An 18,353-nucleotide genomic window follows, 5' to 3' on the forward strand; every position below is an offset into this window, starting at 1 on the left:
CCGCCGGTCGAGCGCGCCGGCGATCAGAGGGCCAGGAACACCGTCTCCCCCGCGCCCTGCAGGCGGACGTCGAAGCGGAGGCGGTCGTCCTGCTCACGCACCGCGATCAGCGTGTCCCGACGGGCTTCCGGCACCGACGTGAGCAGCGGGTCGGTCGCGTTGTCCGGGTGGTCCGGCAGGTAGATCCGGGTGACCACGCGGTCGAGCAGCCCGCGGGCGAACACGGACACGTCGAGGTGCGGCGCCTCACCCGGCAGTGCGGCGGGCAGAAGCGTGTGGATCTCCCACCGGCCGTCGGCGTCGGTGGCGCTGCGGCCGAACGCGCGGAAACCCGGCGTCTCCCGCGCACCACGCGGGTCGTCCGGGTGGTCGAAGCGTCCGTCCGGGTCCGCCTGCCAGGTCTCGACGAGCGCGTCGGTGACCGGGTCGCCGGCGCCGTCGGACACCGTGCCGCCGATCGTCACCCGCCCCGGCGTGCCCTCCGGGACGACGTCCGGGCCGTCGTCCCAGATCAGGCCGATGGACAGGAACGGGCCGACGGTCTGCGACGGCGTCAGCTCGACAGTCACTCGTGAGCCTCCTCGAACGGCGTCTGCTCGCGGCCGCGCAGGACGACGTCGAACCGGAACGACAGCGCCCACTCCGGCTGCGTCGCATCGAGGTCGAAGCGGGACACCAACCGGTGCCGAGCGCCCTCCGGCACCGAGTTGAAGATCGGGTCCTGGGAGAACAGCGGGTCGTCCGGGAAGTACATCTGGGTCACCAGGCGCTGGGTGAACGCACGTCCGAACAGGGACAGGTGGATGTGCGCGGGGCGCCAGGCGTTGTGGTGGTTGCCCCACGGGTAGGCACCCGGCTTGATCGTGGTGAACGCGTAGTTCCCCTCGGCGTCGGTGAGCACCCGCCCGCCGCCGGAGAAGTTCGGGTCCAGCGGGGCGGGCCAGTTGTCGCGCGCGTGCCGGTAGCGCCCGGCCGCGTTCGCCTGCCAGATCTCGACGAGCGTGTCCGGCACCGGCCGCCCGTCCTCGTCGAGCACCCGCCCGGACACGACGATCCGCTGGCCGACGGCCTCGCCGTCGTGCTGGCGCGTGAGGTCGTGGTCGTTCGGCCCGATCGGGCCGGGCAGCAACGGGCCGGTCACCTCGGTCAGCCGGTGCGGCAGGACGATCGGCGGCTGCGACGGCGCGCGCAGGCCGGTGCTGCGGTAGCCAGGGTCGTCCAACGGCGGGTGGGTGCCGCCCGGGACCGTGCGGTAGCCGCGGACGTGGTCGGTGGTGGTCATCGGGTCCCTTCATGGGGCAGGCCCACGTAGTTCTCGGCCAGGCTCGTGGCCGCGGCGCGGCTGCCCACCGTGTAGCGGAGCTGGGACAGCTGCAGCCCGCGTCCGAACGGGCCCGCGAACTCGGAGGGGTCGTTCTCGTCGTCGAAGCGGTGCAGCATCGACGTCATCCACCAGGAGAAGTGCTCGGCTCGCCAGACCCGGCGCAGGCAGGTGTCGGAGTAGGCGTCGAGCCCGGTCTCGCTTCCGCCCTCGAACAGCGACACGAGCGCGTCCGCCAGCACCCGGACGTCGGCGATCGCGAGGTTCATGCCCTTGGCGCCGGTCGGCGGGACGATGTGCGCGGCGTCGCCCGCCAGTAACAGCCGTCCGTACCGCATCGGTTCGACGACGCGGCTGCGCATCCCGGTGACCGACGGCTTCTCGCACAACTCGCCCTCGTTGAGTCCGAACCCGTCGGCCTCGAGGCGGGTACCGAGCTCGTCCCAGATCTGGCGCTCGGACCAGGCCGCGGCGTCCGTGTCCGGGGGCACCTGCAGGTAGAGGCGGGTGACCTCGGGGCTGCGCATGGAGTACAGCGCGAAGCCGCGGTCGTGGCCGGCGTAGACGAGCTCGTCGTGCGTCGGTGCGGCCCTGGCCAGGACGCCGAGCCAGGAGAACGGGTACGTCCGCTCGGCGATCCGCAGCAGGCCGTCCGGAATGGCGGTACGGGAGACGCCGTGGAACCCGTCGCAGCCGGCGACGACGTCGCAGCGCAGCGTCCGGTCCGTTCCCGTCGCGTCCGTGAACGTGATCGACGGCGCGTCGGTGGTGACGTCGTGCAGCGCGACGTCGGAGACCTCGAACTCGACCGGGCCGCGGTGGCCGTCGACCCGGTCGGCGAGCAGGTCCTTCACGACCTCCTGCTGCCCGTAGACGGTGATCCCACGACCGACGAGGTCGGCGAAGTCGATCCGGTGGTCGCCGCCGCCGAAGCGCAGCGAGATCCCCTCGTGCGGCATCCCCTCGCGGTCCAGACGGTCCGCGACCCCGATGCCGCGCAACAGCTCGACGGTCGGGTGCTCCAGAACGCCCGCCCGCACCCGTTGCTCCACATAGGACCGGCTGCGGGACTCCAGCACCACGGACTCGATGCCCGCGCGCTCGAGCAGGGTGGCGAGCACCAGCCCCGCGGGGCCCGCTCCGACGATGCCGACCCTCGTCCGCTCCACGCCGTCACCTTCCCGCACGCCCGCCCGGGCCTCGACCCGGCTTCCGCCCTGCGGAAGACTTGCAGGATGACGGGCGTGGCGGCGCGGGTGCTGGACGTGCTCGGCGCGTTCACCGAGGAGGCGCCGGAGCTGACGCTCACCGCGATCTCCCGCCGCACCGGGATCCCGCTGACGACCGTGCACCGGCTGGCCGGCGAGCTCGTCGCGGGCGGTGCGCTGGAACGCGGCGAGGACGGCCGGTACCGGATCGGGCTGCGGCTCTGGGAGATCGCCGCACTCGCGCCGGCGAACCTCGGTCTGCGCGAGCGGGCGATGCCGTTCCTGGAGGACCTGCACGAGGTCACCCGGCACAACGTCACGCTGGCCGTGCCGGACCCGGAGGACGGCAGCGAGGTCGTCTACCTGGAACGCCTGTCCGCGCGGGACGCCGTGTCGATCCTGTCCCGCACCGGGAGCCGGTTCCCCGCGCACGCGACCGGCGTCGGGCTGGTGCTGCTCGCGCACGCCGCGCCGGAGGCCGTCGAACGGGTGCTGGCGCGGCCGCTGCGCCGGTTCACGCCGTTCACGGTGTGCGACCCGGCCGCGGTCCGCTCGACCCTGGCCTCCGTGCGGAGCTGCGGGTTCGTGATATCCGACCGGCAGATCGAGGAGGTGTCGCTCTCGGTCGCCGCGCCGGTGCGCCACGGCCACGGTCCGGTCGTCGCCGCGCTGTCGATCGTCGTACCGGCGGACGGGACGAACCCGCACACGTACGTCCCGGCGGTCCGGGCCGCGGCGCGCGGGATCAGCCGGGCGCTCGGATCGTGATCCTTCCGATGCTCCCCCGGTGCGCGCCGCGTGCCACGGTGGCCGGGTGCGCGACTTCCGCATCGAGATCCCCGACGCCGAGCTCGACGACCTGCGCGAGCGCCTCGCCCGCGCCCGGTGGCCCGAGCCGGCGACGGTGGACGGCTGGACCCAGGGCGTCCCGCTGGACTACGCGCAGGAGCTCTGCGAGTACTGGCGGACCCGCTACGACTGGCGGCGGGTCGAGGCCGAGATCAACGCCTACCCCCAGTACCGCACGGAGCTCGACGGCGGCGGCGACGACTCGGTCGAGATCCACGTGCTGCACGCGCGGTCGCCACACGACGGGGCCCTGCCGCTGCTGCTGACCCACGGCTGGCCGGGGTCGATCGTCGAGTTCCTGGACGTGCTGCCGTCGCTGATCGACCCGCCGGACCCGGCCGACGCGTTCCACGTGGTGCTGCCGACGCTGCCCGGCTACGGGTTCTCCGGGAAGCCGTCGGTCACCGGATGGGGCGTGGAGCGGATCGCGGTCGCCTGGGCACAGCTGATGGACCGGCTCGGCTACGAGCGGTTCGGCGCGCAGGGCGGTGACTGGGGCTCGATGGTCACCGCCGCGCTCGGGACGGCCGCCCCCGAGATGCTGGCCGGCATCCACCTCACGATGCCCCTGGCCCAGAAGCCGGACGACGACGACCAGCCGCTGTCACCGTCGGAGAAGGCGGCGAAGAGGTTCAACCAGACGTTCCAGCGGCTCGGCAGCGGCTACTCCGCCGAGCAGTCCACCCGTCCGCAGACGATCGGGTACGGGCTCGTCGACTCCCCCGTGGCGCAGTGCACGTGGATCGTCGAGAAGTTCTGGGACTGGACCGACTGCGCCGGGCATCCGGAGAACGTGATCTCGCGGGACCGGTTGCTGGACAACGTGATGATGTACTGGCTGAACGGGGCGGGCGCGTCGTCCGCCCGGTTGTACTGGGAGAGCTACGCCCGACGGCGGATGGACGAGGTGACCGTCCCGACCGGTGTGGCCCAGTTCCCGCACGAGATGGCCAGGCTGCCCCGGCGCTGGCTGGAGCGGAGGTTCACCGACCTGCGCCGCTTCACCGTGCCCGAGGTGGGTGGGCACTTCGCGTCGTTGGAACAACCGGAGACGTTCGTCGACGACGTGCGCGCGTTCTTCCGTGAGGTGCGGGGGTAGGGCTCCGTCGTCCGCTCACTCGGATCCGCCCCGCTCGATCCGCACACTGATCCGCAGAACGCGCGTCGGAACGGAGAACGCGCGCGTCCGGGCACGCGCGTTCTCCCACGACGAGCGCGTTCCGCGGATCATGACCGACCCACCCGCTCTCAGTACTCGAGCCTCGGGAGGTGCGCCCGCGAGTACCGCAGGACCACGGTCGATCCGGCCAGGGCCACGAGCGCGAGTCCGGCGAGGAGCACGTCGTACCCGGCCACCGAGGACAGGACCGCCAGGATCGACGGGACGAGGAACCCCAGGTAGGCCAGCGCGTAGTACGCCCCGGTCAGGGGCGCGATGTTGTCCGGATGCGCGATGCGTCCGATCTCCTGCAGGCCGGCGACGAGCGCGATCCCGTAGGCGACGCCGAGCGTCACCGCGGCCAGCAGCGCGACGACCGGCGAGCGGACGACGGCCGCGAGCGTGCCGGCCACCATCCCGGCGGTCATGACGAGCATCGCGACGATCACGGCGCGGGCGCTCGACGGCCGGTCGAGACGGCGCACGAACGGCTGGACCAGCGCCCCCGCGCCGAGCGTGCACACGACGAGCAGCGTCGAGTACGCCAGCCCCCAGCTCCCGACGCGGTCGCCGACGAGCTGCGGCATGACCGCGTAGGCCACGCCGGCCGACCCGAAGATCCACGGCGCCATCGGCAGCACGACCCGCAGGAACCGCGGATGCCGCATCCCCGCCAGGCGGCCGCGCAGGCGCTGGTCGGACGGACCGGTCGGCACCGGCCGCGTCTCCGGCGTGCGGAGCGCGACGACGAGAGCGGCGCTCGCGCACACCGCGTGCACGACGTACGGCAGCACCATCGGCCACGGGCCCCACTGCGCCAGCACACCGGCGATGCCCGCGCCGAGACCGAAGCCGAGCGTGAGCCACAGCGCGCCCCGCCGTACCGCCACCGGGTGCGAGGCGCCGCGCGCACGGGACAGCTCGGCGACCCAGACCGTCCCGACCGCCATCGCCGCGGCCGCACCCAGCCCGGTCACGAACCGGCCGGCCGCGATCCACGCGACGCCGGGGATCGTCAGCAGCACGCTGGCCAGCACGCTGAGGACGGTGCCGCCGATCATCACGCGCCTGCGGCCCCACCGCTCGGAGAGCGTGCCCGCCGTCAGCAGGCCGGGGACCAGCCCGAACACGTAGGCACCGAGCAGCGCGTCGACCGTGACCGTCGACCAGCCGTTCGCGCGGTACATCACGAGCAGCGGCGTGAACTGGTTGCCGCCCCACCCGCAGGCGAAGACGGTCGCCGCGGCGGGCCACCAGTGACCGGTCCGCGCGCTCACCGCCGGTGGGTCCCGTCCAGGTGGGCCCGCAGCGCGGTCTCGAACGCGGCCACGTCGCCGGACTCGACGATCGTGACCAGCTCGGCGTGCTCGTCGAGGACCTGGGCGATGAATCGCGGGTCACCGTCGATCGCGCGGACGGTCATCCGGCGCTGGCGGTCGGCGAGCGTCCGGTAGAAGCGGCCGGTCAGCGCGTTCCCGCCGGCCGCCACGATGGCCCGGTGGAACGCCTCGTCGGCACGGGCGAACGCGTCCATGTCGTCGGGGAGGGCGTGCTCCCGTTGCTCGTCCAGCGCCGCCCGCAGCTCCGCGACGGCGGCCGGCACGGCGGCGGGCGTGCGCACGAGACGGCGGACGGCGGCCGTCTCGATCGCCTCGCGGGCGTCGAGGACGTCGTCGGCCTCCCCCGGCGGAACGGGGACGACGACGGCACCGCGCTTCGGGATCAGCGACAGCAGCTCCTCGGCCTCCAGCCGCAGGAACGCCTCGCGCACCGGGGTGCGGCTCATCCCGAGCTGCTCCGCGACCTCACCCTCGCTCAGCAGGCGGCCCGCGGCGAGTTCGCCGGAGAGCACCCGCTCCTTGGTCAGTGCGTAGGCGCGCTCGGCAGCAGCGGGTTCGGGCATGCCGGCACTCTACCCCATCTTGTATCCATGCTTGTATCTATGCTGCGGCGGACAGGACGGACCGGAGGCCGCCGGGTCGTCGCACGTGGAGCGCCTCCACCTCGACATCACCCGGGTGCGCGGGGACACCGGGTTCCGGCCCGAGTTCGACGTGGACCGTGCTGTGCCGGACCACGTCGGCCGGCTACGACACCACGAGCGCTGAGGCTGCACCACACCGTCAGTCGAACAGCAGCACCGAGGCCGTGAAGCCGTGCAGGTGGTTGCGCCCCGCGACCGGGCCGACCTCGCCGGCGGCGAACAGGCCGACGACGGGCACGTCGTCGCCACCGTCGCCGAGGCGCTCGCGCACGACCCGCACGTCGTGGTCGGAGGTGCCGAACATGCTCGCGCCGCGGCCGTTGCAGGAGAACAGGAGCGCGCCACGGGCCGGTCGTCCGTCGAGCGCCTGCCCGAGCAGTTCGACGAGGTCCTGCTCGGCCCCGGCGACGTCGCGCACCTGGAACCGGACCGTCCGCCCGACCTCCACCGGCTCGCCGACGACGACCGCGCCGGTGTCCTGGTCCATCCCCATCACCGGACGGATCAGGAAGTCGCCGCGCTCGTGCTCCTCGGCGTACTCGTCGAGCGCCGTCCCGACCTGCAGGCCGCGCAGCGCGTTCTCCCGCTCCCCGGTGTCCAGCGCCATGACGATCTTCCGGAGTTGTTCGCCCGCCGGCTGACCGGCGAGCTCGACGAGGCGGTTCTGCTCGGAGCGGGTGACGATCATAGCCGGGCCGATCGGGCGACAGCCCTGGCTGACGACGGTCCGCGCGGACACCGGCCCGCCGAGCAGCAGGCCGACCGCGCCGTCGCGGTGCGCCTCGCCGTCGAGGAACAACCGGTTCGCACCCGGCAGGCCGGCGGCGCTGGCCAGGCCGCCCATCACGCGCAGGTCCGGGAAGCGGTCGTTGACGTCGTCGAGAAGCCCGCCGACCGGGAACGAGTACGGGTCGGCCAGCAGGAGCGCGACCCGGTCGTCGGCGGCCGGTTCCGGCAGCCCGTCGAACGTCATGCCGCGGTCCGCCGTCATCTCGGCGGTCAGTGTCAGTGGCGTGATCGTCACCCCGGGCAGCGTCGCGGCCCAGACCGCGACGGCCGGCTCGTGCTCCACACCACGCGCGTCGCCGATCACGCCGTGCGCGGTCGCGCCGACACAGGCCCTGGCCCCGGCACGCTCCATCACGCGCCGCCCGGCCTGCTCGGCCAGGTCGGTGCGGTTGCCGCGACCGGGGCTGACGAACAGCACCACCAGGTCGGGGACGGCACCGTCGAGCCCGGCGAGCGCGAGGTCGACGGCCTCGTCGGCGGCGGCCGGGAGGTCGTCGCCGACCCCGAGTCCCTGACCGAAGCGGGAACGTCCGGTGTCGGTCATGGGGCCTCCTCGCGCCGTCCGGGAAGCGTAGTCGGCGCAGGTCGCAGGCGGAACGGGAGCGGCCAGAGCCGGAACAGGGCGACCCCGACGACCCGGGCCGGGCCGAGCGTGCGGGAGTCGGTCGAGCCGAACGGGTTGTCCCCGCGCACCCACCAGCCGTCGCCCTCAGGGCGCACGGCGCGCTTCAGCGAGAGCTGGTCCGGTCGTGCCGCCCACCGGACCAGCACGACGTCGCCCGCACGGGCCAGCGCGCCGAAGCGGACGGCGAGGACGTCGCCGTCGGCCAGGGTCGGGGACATCGACGGTCCCCGGCACACGACCCGTCGCCACCTCATCCGGCCATTGTGGTCTCCACCGGGCGACCTGCCGTCGCTCGCCACCGCTAGTAGGGTCTGTCCCGCCAGAACGATCAGTATCACCAGGGAGGAACTGTGCGGATGACCCGCATTCTCCGCCCGCGGCTGGAGGCCACCGCGCACTGCGACCTCCCCTGCGGCGTGTACGACCCGGCCCAGGCGCGGATCGAGGCCGAGTCGGTCAAGGCGGTCCAGGAGAAGTACCAGGGCAACGAGGACCCGGATTTCCGGGCTCGTGCCATCGAGATCAAGGAGCAGCGCTCCGACCTGGTCAAGCACCACCTGTGGGTGCTGTGGACGGACTACTTCAAGCCACCGCACTTCGAGAAGTACCCGGAGCTCCACGAGCTGTTCAACAAGGCCACCAAGGCCGCCGGCGCGACCGGCACGAAGGGCTCGAACGACCCGAAGACGGGCCAGGAGCTGCTGGACTACATCGCCCAGATCGACAAGATCTTCTGGGAGACCAAGCAGGCTGCCTGACCAGCCACGCCGAAACGACGCTGACCAGCGGGAACGACATCCCGCCGGTCAGCGTCGTTTCACGTTCTCGGGTGGTGCCCCGCGGACCGGGGACGGCCCCGGCCGACCGGCCTCACGAACCGACGGACAGTCGGTTCTCGGCGATGGCCAGCGGATCGTAGGAGGGCTCCATGAACATCTCGTGCAGCTGGCGTCGCCGGACACCCATGTTGCCGCCGTCGTAGACCGGGAAGCACAGCACGTCTTCCATGATCCCGCCGATCGGGGTCTGGTCGGTGTAGGCGTCGACTCCGACCAGGCGCATGGCGTCGTAGACGACCTGCACGGACAGCTCGGAGGCGTAGACCTTGGTGATGTTCGCGAGCTCCCGGTCCTTCCCTCCGGTCTTGTCGAAGTGGTCGGCTGCCTTCCACGACAGGTAACGGGCCGCCTCGATCCGGATCTTGATGTCGGCGAGCATGTAGCCGGCGTTCTGGTACTCGATGACCGGGTGCGGCCCGGACCTGCTGTCGGTGGTGCAGAACTCGTAGGCGTAGTCGAAGGCGGCGCGCATCCGGCCGACGCAGGCCGCACCGATCGGGGCACACGTCCAGGAGAAGACGCTCTTGACGATGTCCATCCCGTCGCCGGGCCTGCCGAGCAGGTTCCCGATCGGCACGCGCACGTCGCGGAACTCGATCCGCGGCGAGTTGGTCGCCCGGTGGCCCATCGTGTCGAGCGTGCCGGTGATCTCGACGCCCCGCGTCCCCCGCTCGACCATCACGACGGCCAGGGACTCCCGCGGCGGCTTCGACAGGTCGGTCCGGCAGACGACGGCGATCAGATCGGCGCCGAGGCCGTCCCAGCCGGAGCCGTTGGTGGTGTAGTGCTTCGAGCCGTTGAGCACGATCTCGTCGCCGTCGATCCGCGCGTGGGTCTGCACCCCGACCTTCGGGTCCGGCGAGTCGTAGTTCGCGCCGCCGGTCACCTCGGTGTAGGCGATCGCGGCGAGCTTCGGCTCCGAGCCGCAGAACGCCGGCAGCCACCGCTGCTTCTGTTCGTCGGTCCCGAAGTTCACGATCGGATACAACCCGAGACCGCAGCCGAGGACCGCCGACGCCACGTTGACATCGACGCGCGCGATCTCCTCGACCGCGAGGACGAACTGCAACGAGGTGAACTTCGCGCCGCCGTACTCGGCCGGGATCAGGGCCTTCACGAAGCCCGCATCGACCATCTGCTGGAAGAAGGGCTTGATCGCGTAGAACCGCTCCTCGGGTTCCGGGATCGACGCGATGGCAGGCCCCACACCGCTGAGGACGGCGTCGGCGAACTGGCGAGCCTGGGTCCGGACGGCCATCTGGCCTTCGTCGAGTGAGAAGTCGAGGGTCATGGGGTTCCTGCCTCCGGTCGCCGCCTGGGGTGCACGTCCGAGGAGCGTCCTGGACGGGATCCGGCTCGGGCTTGCACCAGACTGCAGGCCTGCCGGTACCGGACTGCAGGATCCGGTCGTCGTCGGGCTCGACGGTTGCCGTGTGGCCTGATGTAATCCTCGGTCACCGGTCGGCAACCCTGCTGACCTCGTCACTGCCTACCCTCCGGCTCGAAGGGTCGGACAGTGAGGGAGGTAGCCCGTGGCGCGCTACTGGACCACCGGCGATCGGCCCACGAAGGAACAGTTCAGCTACTGGCGTGAGGTCGTCTGCGAGGCCTTCACCCCGCTGGCCCCGAGGCCGCCGAGGGCCGATGCCACCGTCACCGGCCTCCCCGGCTGGGTACGGTCGTCCGCGCTGACCACCACCAACTGCGCCGAGATCGCCTCGACCACGCAGCTGATCGACCACGGACGCGACGAGGTCCGCCGGACCGACTCCGAACAGATCTTCGTCAACCTGCAGGTGAGCGGACACTGCATCGGCAGCCAGGGCGGGCGGGAATGTCTGGTTCCGGCCGGAAGCTTCGCGCTGTTCGACACCACCAGCGAGTACCGGCTCCGGTTCTACGACAGCGACACCACGCGCGAGTGGCGGGTGGTGTCGTTCCGCGTCCCCCGGGCGACCATCGCACCCCTGGTCGCGGCCCCCCACGCGATCACCGCGGTGGCCCACGACGCGACCGCGGTCGGCCTGGACACCGTTCTCGGGTCGACCATGCGATCGATCTGGAGAACCGCGGACACCCTGGACCCGGCCGCGGCACATGCCGCCGAATCCGCCTTCGCCGCGCTGCTCGCCGCGACCGTCGGCGGCTCCGAGCAGTTGCTCGACACGCGACAGGAATCGCTCGACGCGACCCTGCGAAGCACGATCAACAGATATCTTGCCGCCCACCTGCAGGGTCCCGACCTGTCGGCCGCCACCGTCGCACGACGGTTCGGCATCTCCGTCCGCAAGCTGCACTCGCTGTACGCCGCGTCCGACCTGACCTACGCCCGGACCGTCATGCGATTCCGGGTCGACGCCTGCGCCACCGAGCTGGCAGCGGGCACGACGCGGTCCCTCACGCATCTGGCGGCGCGGTGGGGTTTCACCGACCTGTCTCACATGAACCGGGTCTTCCGGAAGTTCCACGACTGTCTGCCCTCGCAGTTCGAGGGCGGCAAGCCGGTGAACCCGCAGCAGCGGGAGACGCGGGCCTGACCGGGGCCTCGGCGCGCGGAGCACCGTTCCCGCGCCGACCGCGGACGTCGCCTCACGGCCTGGATCGGGTCAGGCGGCGTCGGCCCTGGTCAACGAGAACGTGACGCCGGTGAGCTGCTCGGAGACCGTCCACAGGCGACGGGCGACGGCGGTGTCGCGAGCCGCTCGCGAGCGGCCGACCAGGCGAGGGGCTCCGCGGGTCTCCCCCAGGCCTCCCGGTCCCGCGTAGCTGTCGCCCGGCACGTCGGCCACGGCCGCGTACAGGGTCGGCAGCGCGCCGTCCTCCTCGCTCTGCGCGACGAGGTGGACGACGCCGTTCTGGACCGCCCGGAGCCGGGCCCACGGCCCCGTGGGGCGCAACAGGTTCGTCGACGCCATGCCGGGGTGCGCCGCCGTCGCGAGGACCGGAGAGCCCGCCTCGGTCAGCCGGCGCTGGAGCTCCGAGGTGAACAGCAGGTTGGCGAGCTTCGACTGCGCGTAGGCGGACATCGCGCGGTAGCGGCGGCGCTCCCAGTTCAGGTCGTCGAACTCGATCGAGCCGGCCCGGTGGCCGACCGAGGACACCGTGACCACCCGCCCCGTGACCCGCGGCAGCAGCAGGTTCGTCAGCGCGAAGTGGCCCAGGTGGTTCGTGCCGAACTGCAGCTCGAACCCGTCCGCCGTGCGGCCCAGCGGCGGGATCATCAGGCCGGCGTTGTTGACCAGGAGGTCGACGGGCTCGTCGACGGCGTCGGCGAACGCGCGGACCGACGCGAGGTCGGCCAGGTCGAGGCGGCGCACGTCGGTCTCGCCGGTCATCGACGCGGCGGCCTCGTGGCCCTTGGCCACGTCCCGCACACCCAGCAGGACACGCGCGCCCCGCCCGGCCATGACGCGGGCGGCGACGCGGCCGATGCCGCTGTTCGCCCCGGTGACGACGACGGTGCGGCCGGTCATGTCCGGCATGTCCGCGAAGGAGAAAGTAGCCATGAGCAACAATGTAGTCATCGCCAACAAAGTTGGCAACGCCTACCCGTCGCGGCATAGGATCTCCGACGTGACCGAGCGGCCCTACCATCACGGACAGCTCCGCTCCGCCCTGCTCACCGCCGCCGAGCACAGCCTGCGCGAGCACGGGGCGGGCCAGCTCTCGCTGCGTGAGCTGGCCCGTGACGTCGGTGTCAGCCACGCGGCGCCGCGCAGGCACTTCCCGGACCGTCAGGCACTGCTCGACGCGCTGGCCGAGGCCGGGTTCGACCGGCTGGGCGCGGAGCTCCGCGCGGCGCTCGACGGCGCGGGGACCGCGTTCGTGCCGCGGCTGCGGGCCACGGTGACGGCCTACATCCGGTTCGCCGTCGAGGACGCGGCGCTGCTCGGGCTGATGTTCGCGAGCAAGCACCGTCCGGGCGCCGACTGCGTCGTCGAGGCGGCGGCGCCGGCGTTCGCGCTGATGTACGACCTGATCACCGAAGGGCAGGCCGCCGGCGCGCTCGCCGCCGGTGATCCCGAGCGGGTGGGGATCGTGCTGTTCGCGACGATGCAGGGCATCGCGGCGGTGATCAACGGCAACCTCGTCGAGCCCTCGCTGCTCGACGACCTGGTGGAGACCGCCGTCACGCAGTTCGTCCGCGGGGCGGGCCCGACTGGTTGATCCACGGTTGCGGAGCGGCGAGTTCGGTGAGCGAACAGCCCGCTCCACGACCGTGGATCATCAGCCCTGAGCGTCCGGGGGTCCGCGGAGGTGGACGGCGGGGCCGCGGTCGGGACGGCCTGCACCGAGCACCCGGCGAGCACCGCCACGGCGACGGCGAGCGGCAGCACTCGTCGCAGCGCGACCGCCCTGGTCCACACCGGCACGACCCTCTGGCAACGGTCACGGCCGGGGCAATGCGCTTCGTCAACATTGCCGACGGGCGTTCTGCTGCCACGATGTCGCCGTGCCCACACACGTCGCGCTGGTGCGCGGGATCAACGTCGGCGGTCGCAAGCTCGCCATGGCCGACTTCCGCCGGATCCTCGGCGAACTCGGCCACACCGACGTCGCCACCTACATCCAGAGCGGCAACGCCGTCCTGACCAGCACCGAGCCGGACTCCACCGTCGTCGCCGACGGGATCGCGGCCGCGCTGGACCGGGAGCTCGGGCTGGCGGTGCCGGTCGTCGTCCTGGACCGCGACGAGTACGCGCGGGCCGTCGCGGACAACCCCTACCCGGCCGTCGAGGAGACGCCGAAGCTCCTGCACGCCGTGTTCCGCGCCGCGCCGATCGCGCAGGCCGAGATCGACGCCGTCGCACAGGTCGTCGAGGCCGCGCGGGAGAAGACCGGGGTTCCGGACGACGCGACGGCCGTCGGGCGCGTGCTCTACCTGCACCTGCCGGAGGGTCTCGGCCGCAGCGAGCTGGCCACCCGCCTGCTGCGCCCCCCGTTCACGAAGGCCCCGGACGGCGGCGGGACGGCCCGGAACTGGGCGACCGTCACGACGATGCAGTCCATGGTGGAGGGATAACGCACCGCCGCCCGGAGACGAGCCCGGGCGGCGGTGACGCGTCGGCGGGTGTCGAGCTGCCAGAACGATCATCCACCGGGAGCCACCGCTGCTGCCAGTGACTTGCATCAGCGTATCCGGTGCGGGGGCTCACGTCCATGCGTGGGGCCCAGCAGTCGCGGGTATCCGGCCGTTGCGACTAGGTTGCACGAGCAGCAGCGAACGACGAAGGAGGCCCCGATCGATGGCCGAGTACACGCTCCCGGACCTGCCGTACGACTACGGCGCACTCGCTCCGCACATCTCCGCGAAGATCATGGAGCTGCACCACGACAAGCACCACAACACCTACGTCACGGGCCTGAACGGCACGATCGACAAGCTGGCCGAGGCACGCGAGAAGAACGACTTCGGCGCGATCGTCGGGCTGGAGAAGACGCTGGCGTTCAACCTCGGCGGCCACGTCAACCACTCGATCTTCTGGAAGAACCTGTCCCCGGACGGCGGCGACAAGCCGACCGGTGAGCTGGGCTCCGCGATCGACGAGCACTTCGGGTCGTTCGACGGGTTCCAGGCCCACTTCACGGCCGCCGCGACGACGATCCAGGGCTCCGGCTGGGCGATCCTCGGCTGGGACACGCTCGGGCAGCGGCTGCTGGTCCACCAGCTCTACGACCAGCAGGCCAACCTCCCGGCCGGCCAGACCCCGATCGTCATGCTCGACATGTGGGAGCACGCGTTCTACCTGGACTACCAGAACGTGAAGCCGGACTACGTGAAGGCGTGGTGGAACGTCGTGAACTGGGCCGACGCCCACGAGCGGTTCGACGCCGCCCGCCGGGGCTGACGGCGCGGGCCCGCCCGGGCGCCGGAGGACCTACAGGCGCCCGGGCAGGCCGCCCGCCGCACGCAGCAGCATGTGCATCCCGGTGTCGACGGAGCGCTCCCGCACGTCGGCCCGGCTGCCCGGCAGCGTGGGATCGCGGGCGATCACCTGGCCGTCCGAGGTCGTCACGCAGAAGCAGACGTAGCCGACGGGCTTGGCCTCCGTGCCGCCGTCCGGACCGGCCACGCCGGTGATGCCGATCCCGATGTCGGCGCCGAACCGCGCCCGCGCCCCGTCCGCCAGAGCGCGGGCGACCTCCGGCGAGACGGCACCGTGGGTCGCGATCATCTCGGCCGGCACGTCCAGCATCGAGGTCTTCGCCTCGTTCGAGTAGGCGACGACGCCGCCGGACACGTACGCCGACGAGCCCGCCCGGTCCACCAGCCGCCCGGCCAGCAGGCCGGCGGTGCAGGACTCCCCCGTCGCAACGCTCAGCCCCCCGTCGAGCAGGGCGCGGGCCAGCAGCTCGTCGGTCGTCGTGCCGACGTCGCTGATCAGACGCCTGCGGTGCCGCTCGGCGATCTCGGCGGCGATCTCGGCGGACTCGGCCTCCGCGCCGGGCAGCGGGTGCAGGTCCACCTCCAGCTCGGACCGGCGCAGGCAGGTGGTGATCTCGACGCGGGACAGGTCGCGCTCGCGGCCCAGCTCCTGCAGCGTCACGGCGATCTCCGACTCCGGCAGGCCGAAGAACCGCAGCAGCCGGGCCTCGGCGCGCGGCACGGTCGACAGCAGGTCGGCGACCGGGGGCGAGGTGAGCACGGCGGGCCACATGCCCTGCAGCTCGCGGGGCGGGCCGGGGAGCACGACGACGAGCGGTCCCTCGCCGCGGCGCAGCACCAGGCCGGGCGCCGTCCCGACCGGCTCCAGCACGGACGCCCCGTCCGGGACCATCGACTGCTTCGCCGTCGCGGCGTTCAGGGCGGGGCCGTCGAACCCGGCCCGCGACGCCCAGCCGGCGATCTTGTCGTGGATCCGGCCGCGCAACGCCTCGTCGAGCCGCATGGGAGCACCGCAGAACTCGGCGACGACGTCGGCGGTCAGGTCGTCCGCGGTCGGCCCGAGCCCACCGCTGGTCACCACGAGCGCGACGCCGGAGGCCGCGACGAACTCCAGGGCCGCGCGCAGGTCCTCCGGCCGGTCCCCGACGAGCATCAGCTCGGCGATCTCGAACCCGAGGCCCCCGAGCTCGCGGGCCACGAACGGGCCGTTCGCGTCGCGGACGTGGCCGGTGAGCAGCTCGCTCCCGGTGACGAGGACGGCGGCGGTGGGACGTCCGGGAGCGCTCTCAGCCATGACGGGAAGCTACCCCGTGATCGGCCCGGTGAGCGCGGCTCGCATCGACTCCGCGCCGACCCGCACGGCCTCCCCGACCGGTCCGGGATCGACGGTCAGCGCACCCATCCCGGTCCCGCGCCACGGCTCGACCGCGGCGACCCGCGCACCGGCCCGGTCCGGATGGTCCGGATCGGTGACCATCGCGAGGTCCGCGCCGTAACGGCGGGTGCCCTGCGCCAGCGACCCGAGCCCCGGTCGCGCACGGTCCAGCGCGCGGGCCCACCACGACAGGCCGGCGTCGGTGCCCGGTCGCAGCTCGGAGACCGGGCGGGACAGCAGCACCAGCACGTGGGTCGCGCCGTCGCGGACGGCTCGGGCCAGCGCGAGCGGCTCACCGATCGAGCCGTCGATCCAGAACCGGCCGCGGTGCTCGACGGCGGGGCCCGCGAAGATCGGGATCGCGGCGCTGGCCCGCAGCGCACTCCGCCAGTCGTCCGGGGTGCGGAGGTCGTCGAGCGTGCGGGCGCGCAGGTCGTCGACGGCCGTCGCGACGATCCGTACCCCGGTCCGGCTGGCGGCGAGCGCGTCCCACGGCATCGGGCGCGTCACGCCGAGCACGTGGTCGACGAGATGGTCCAGGGACAGCACCGGACGGCGCCCGAACCGGCGGAGGTCGACGAACGCGGGCGAGGCCAGGTCGGCGGAGAAACCGGCCGCCGCGGGCCCGGCGTGCCCTGCCGCGAAACAGGCGGCGAGGAACGAACCGGACGAAGCTCCGTATATGACGTCGACCGCGCCGCGCCACCCGTCCGAGGACAGCGCATCCAGCATTCCCGCAGCGTAGGCACCCCGCATGCCCCCGCCACCGACGACCACCGCCACCCGATCGTGATCGCGACGGTCGTGCGGCCCCGTTCCTTCGGCGTGTCGCCTGCGCAGCACCGAAAACACGTCCCGGTCGCCACGCAGGGAGTCGATTACCCGACCTGGACACACGCGATCAGCCTAGGCCGCCCACCAGCGGTTACGTCTGCTCTCATCCGATCGCATCACCGGGTCGGGACGAATCGGACAGTGATCTTCACTCAGTGTGACGCACAGCGCGTTCACAGCGACTCTCAGTGTCGTCTCAGCGGAAGACAGGAGACTTGCAGCCATGGCACCGAACGAACCGACCTGGGTGGGCGAGATCGATCGTCTCGCTCCGGCGGCCGACCTCCGGGTCGATCCGTCCTTCTGCGCGGCACGACTTCTGGTCACCGTCGCGGGGACACCGCAGGGTCAGGTGACGGTGCCGGTGACCGACGGGTTCGTCGCCGCATCCGTGATCGACGAGGCGTGCGCGGCGCTCGGCCCGGCCGACGCCGTCGCGGGCGCTCCGGTGTGCGACGACCCGGTCACCGTCGTGATCGCCACCCGGAACCGTCCGGAGAGTCTCGGCCGGTGCCTGCGCAGCGTGCTGGCGGGCGACCACCCGGCCATCCGCGTGGTCGTCGTGGACAACGACCCGGACGACGAGCGCACCGCCCGCGTGGTCGACGCGTTCGACGACCCGCGCGTCCGGTACGTGCGCGAGACCCGCCGTGGTGCCTCGGTGGGTCGTAACCGCGGGCTCGCCGAGGCCCGCACGGACATCGTCGCGTTCACCGACGACGACACCGAGGTGGACCGCTCGTGGGCCGGCCGGATCGCGGGCGCGTTCGCCGCGGACCGGCACCTGGCGTGCCTGTCCGGCCCGGTGCTGGCCGCGCGGCTGGCCTCGCCGGAGGAGCGGGCCGCGGACATCGCGCTGGCGTGGAACAAGGGCTTCGCCGCCCGGACGTTCTCGCTGGCCGAGCCGCCAGCCGACTCCCCGATCTTCCCGTTCTCCCCCGGGCTGTTCGGCATCGGCGCGAACATGGCCGTGCACGCTCCGCGGGCGCGCGCCGCGGGCGGCTTCGACGAGGCGCTCGGCCCTGGCACGCCGACCCACGGCGGCGAGGACTGCGAGTTCTTCGTGCGGATGGTGCTGGCCGGTCACGCCGTCGGCTACGCCCCCGGCGCGTTCGTCTGGCACCACCACCGACCCGACCAGGCCGCCCTGCGCTCGCAGCTTCAGGGCTACGCCGTCGGTCTCGGCAGCTTCCTGGCCAAGGTCGCGCTCAGCCGCCACGGCCGGTCGGCCGCGCTGCGCAGGCTGCCCGCCGCCGTCGCCCGCCTGCGCTACATCTCCGAGCGGGAGGCGAGCGCGGGCGATGCCATCCCGACCGACGCGGACCGCACCCGCCACCGCGGGATGCTCGCCGGGGCACCGGCCTACCTGCGGTCGCGACGGGCCGTGCGCCGCGCGGGCGGCTCGGTGCCGGTTCTCGTGCCGGAGCACGAGGACGCGCCGACGCGGGCACTGGCCGTGCCCACGCCGACGCACTGCTGAGCG

The 18,353-nt window shown here is 72.7% G+C and carries 19 protein-coding genes; 8 read left to right on the forward strand and 11 right to left on the reverse strand.

Translation table 11 applies throughout. The annotated features are described in order from the left end of the window. Positions 1-23: 23 nt before the first annotated feature. The 3 genes from pcaG to EV378_RS09435 are packed head-to-tail and all read right to left on the reverse strand — an operon-like array spanning position 24 to position 2,490. A complete protein-coding gene (pcaG, locus tag EV378_RS09425; RefSeq protein WP_132422722.1) occupies positions 24-569 on the reverse strand; it encodes a protocatechuate 3,4-dioxygenase subunit alpha in 546 nt (181 codons plus the stop codon). Beyond that, positions 566-1,282 carry a protocatechuate 3,4-dioxygenase subunit beta gene (gene pcaH, locus EV378_RS09430; protein ID WP_132422725.1) on the reverse strand — a complete coding sequence of 239 codons (717 nt, stop codon included), beginning with the start codon at positions 1,280-1,282 and terminating at the stop codon, positions 566-568. Before pcaH ends, pcaG begins: the two co-directional genes overlap by 4 nt. Beyond that, on the reverse strand, positions 1,279-2,490 hold the full coding sequence (locus EV378_RS09435; RefSeq protein WP_132422728.1) for a 4-hydroxybenzoate 3-monooxygenase: 1,212 nt from the start codon (positions 2,488-2,490) through the stop codon (positions 1,279-1,281). Before EV378_RS09435 ends, pcaH begins: the two co-directional genes overlap by 4 nt. Positions 2,491-2,556: 66 nt before the next feature. Here EV378_RS09435 and EV378_RS09440 point away from each other — a divergent pair, with 66 nt between their 5' ends. Then, positions 2,557-3,297 (forward strand): IclR family transcriptional regulator, encoded by a 741-nt coding sequence (locus EV378_RS09440; RefSeq protein ID WP_132422731.1) that lies wholly within the window; start codon positions 2,557-2,559, stop codon positions 3,295-3,297. Positions 3,298-3,343: 46 nt separating this feature from the next. Next, positions 3,344-4,477 (forward strand): epoxide hydrolase family protein, encoded by a 1,134-nt coding sequence (locus EV378_RS09445; RefSeq protein ID WP_132422734.1) that lies wholly within the window; start codon positions 3,344-3,346, stop codon positions 4,475-4,477. A 149-nt stretch (positions 4,478-4,626) separates the two neighbouring features. Here the strand turns inward: EV378_RS09445 and EV378_RS09450 are convergent, their stop codons facing one another. The 4 genes from EV378_RS09450 to EV378_RS09465 form a co-directional block, all read right to left on the reverse strand. Continuing rightward, the gene (locus EV378_RS09450) at positions 4,627-5,814 is read right to left on the reverse strand and encodes an MFS transporter (RefSeq protein WP_132422737.1); all 1,188 of its coding nucleotides are present in this window, start codon (positions 5,812-5,814) and stop codon (positions 4,627-4,629) included. After that, the gene (locus tag EV378_RS09455; protein ID WP_132422740.1) at positions 5,811-6,440 is read right to left on the reverse strand and encodes a GntR family transcriptional regulator; all 630 of its coding nucleotides are present in this window, start codon (positions 6,438-6,440) and stop codon (positions 5,811-5,813) included. The genes EV378_RS09450 and EV378_RS09455 overlap by 4 nt, the downstream gene beginning before the upstream one ends. 220 nt (positions 6,441-6,660) lie before the next feature. Next, complete coding sequence (locus EV378_RS09460) at positions 6,661-7,854, reverse strand: FIST signal transduction protein (protein WP_132422743.1); 1,194 nt, start codon at positions 7,852-7,854, stop codon at positions 6,661-6,663. Beyond that, entirely contained in the window at positions 7,851-8,153 is a 303-nt protein-coding gene (locus EV378_RS09465) for a S26 family signal peptidase (RefSeq protein WP_132422747.1), read from the reverse strand. The genes EV378_RS09460 and EV378_RS09465 overlap by 4 nt, the downstream gene beginning before the upstream one ends. 138 nt (positions 8,154-8,291) lie before the next feature. On the opposite strand from EV378_RS09465, the gene sodN reads away from it, so the two are divergent. After that, positions 8,292-8,693: a superoxide dismutase, Ni gene (gene sodN, locus EV378_RS09470; RefSeq protein ID WP_207908624.1), complete on the forward strand. Its 402-nt coding sequence runs from the start codon at positions 8,292-8,294 to the stop codon at positions 8,691-8,693. A gap of 112 nt (positions 8,694-8,805) precedes the next feature. Here sodN and EV378_RS09475 read toward each other — a convergent pair whose 3' ends face one another. Beyond that, the gene (locus tag EV378_RS09475) at positions 8,806-10,065 is read right to left on the reverse strand and encodes an acyl-CoA dehydrogenase family protein (protein WP_132422753.1); all 1,260 of its coding nucleotides are present in this window, start codon (positions 10,063-10,065) and stop codon (positions 8,806-8,808) included. A 241-nt stretch (positions 10,066-10,306) separates the two neighbouring features. Between EV378_RS09475 and EV378_RS09480 the strand changes: the two genes are divergently transcribed. Continuing rightward, positions 10,307-11,311, forward strand: a complete 1,005-nt coding sequence (locus EV378_RS09480) for a helix-turn-helix domain-containing protein (protein ID WP_132422756.1) — start codon at positions 10,307-10,309, stop codon at positions 11,309-11,311. Between the two features lie 69 nt (positions 11,312-11,380). On the opposite strand, the gene EV378_RS09485 is transcribed toward EV378_RS09480, so the two are convergent. Continuing rightward, positions 11,381-12,280: an oxidoreductase gene (locus tag EV378_RS09485; protein WP_132422759.1), complete on the reverse strand. Its 900-nt coding sequence runs from the start codon at positions 12,278-12,280 to the stop codon at positions 11,381-11,383. On the opposite strand from EV378_RS09485, the gene EV378_RS09490 reads away from it, so the two are divergent. The 3 genes from EV378_RS09490 to EV378_RS09500 all read left to right on the forward strand — a co-directional run bounded on the left by EV378_RS09490 (position 12,279) and on the right by EV378_RS09500 (position 14,623). After that, positions 12,279-12,941, forward strand: a complete 663-nt coding sequence (locus EV378_RS09490; RefSeq protein ID WP_132422761.1) for a TetR/AcrR family transcriptional regulator — start codon at positions 12,279-12,281, stop codon at positions 12,939-12,941. The two genes, EV378_RS09485 and EV378_RS09490, sit on opposite strands and share 2 nt — an antisense overlap. A gap of 286 nt (positions 12,942-13,227) precedes the next feature. Next, entirely contained in the window at positions 13,228-13,797 is a 570-nt protein-coding gene (locus EV378_RS09495; protein ID WP_132422764.1) for a DUF1697 domain-containing protein, read from the forward strand. A 223-nt stretch (positions 13,798-14,020) separates the two neighbouring features. After that, the gene (locus EV378_RS09500) at positions 14,021-14,623 is read left to right on the forward strand and encodes a superoxide dismutase (protein WP_132422766.1); all 603 of its coding nucleotides are present in this window, start codon (positions 14,021-14,023) and stop codon (positions 14,621-14,623) included. A gap of 30 nt (positions 14,624-14,653) precedes the next feature. On the opposite strand, the gene EV378_RS09505 is transcribed toward EV378_RS09500, so the two are convergent. Together EV378_RS09505 and EV378_RS09510 are read right to left on the reverse strand one after the other, a co-directional pair. Then, positions 14,654-15,955: a competence/damage-inducible protein A gene (locus tag EV378_RS09505; protein WP_132422769.1), complete on the reverse strand. Its 1,302-nt coding sequence runs from the start codon at positions 15,953-15,955 to the stop codon at positions 14,654-14,656. Positions 15,956-15,964: 9 nt separating this feature from the next. Next, positions 15,965-16,933, reverse strand: coding sequence for a patatin-like phospholipase family protein (locus tag EV378_RS09510; RefSeq protein WP_341540417.1), 969 nt, complete (start codon positions 16,931-16,933; stop codon positions 15,965-15,967). Positions 16,934-17,093: 160 nt separating this feature from the next. Here EV378_RS09510 and EV378_RS09515 point away from each other — a divergent pair, with 160 nt between their 5' ends. After that, positions 17,094-18,350, forward strand: coding sequence for a glycosyltransferase family 2 protein (locus EV378_RS09515; protein ID WP_132422776.1), 1,257 nt, complete (start codon positions 17,094-17,096; stop codon positions 18,348-18,350). Positions 18,351-18,353 lie beyond the last annotated feature (3 nt).

Source organism: Pseudonocardia endophytica, assembly GCF_004339565.1.
GTDB lineage: Bacteria > Actinomycetota > Actinomycetes > Mycobacteriales > Pseudonocardiaceae > Pseudonocardia > Pseudonocardia endophytica.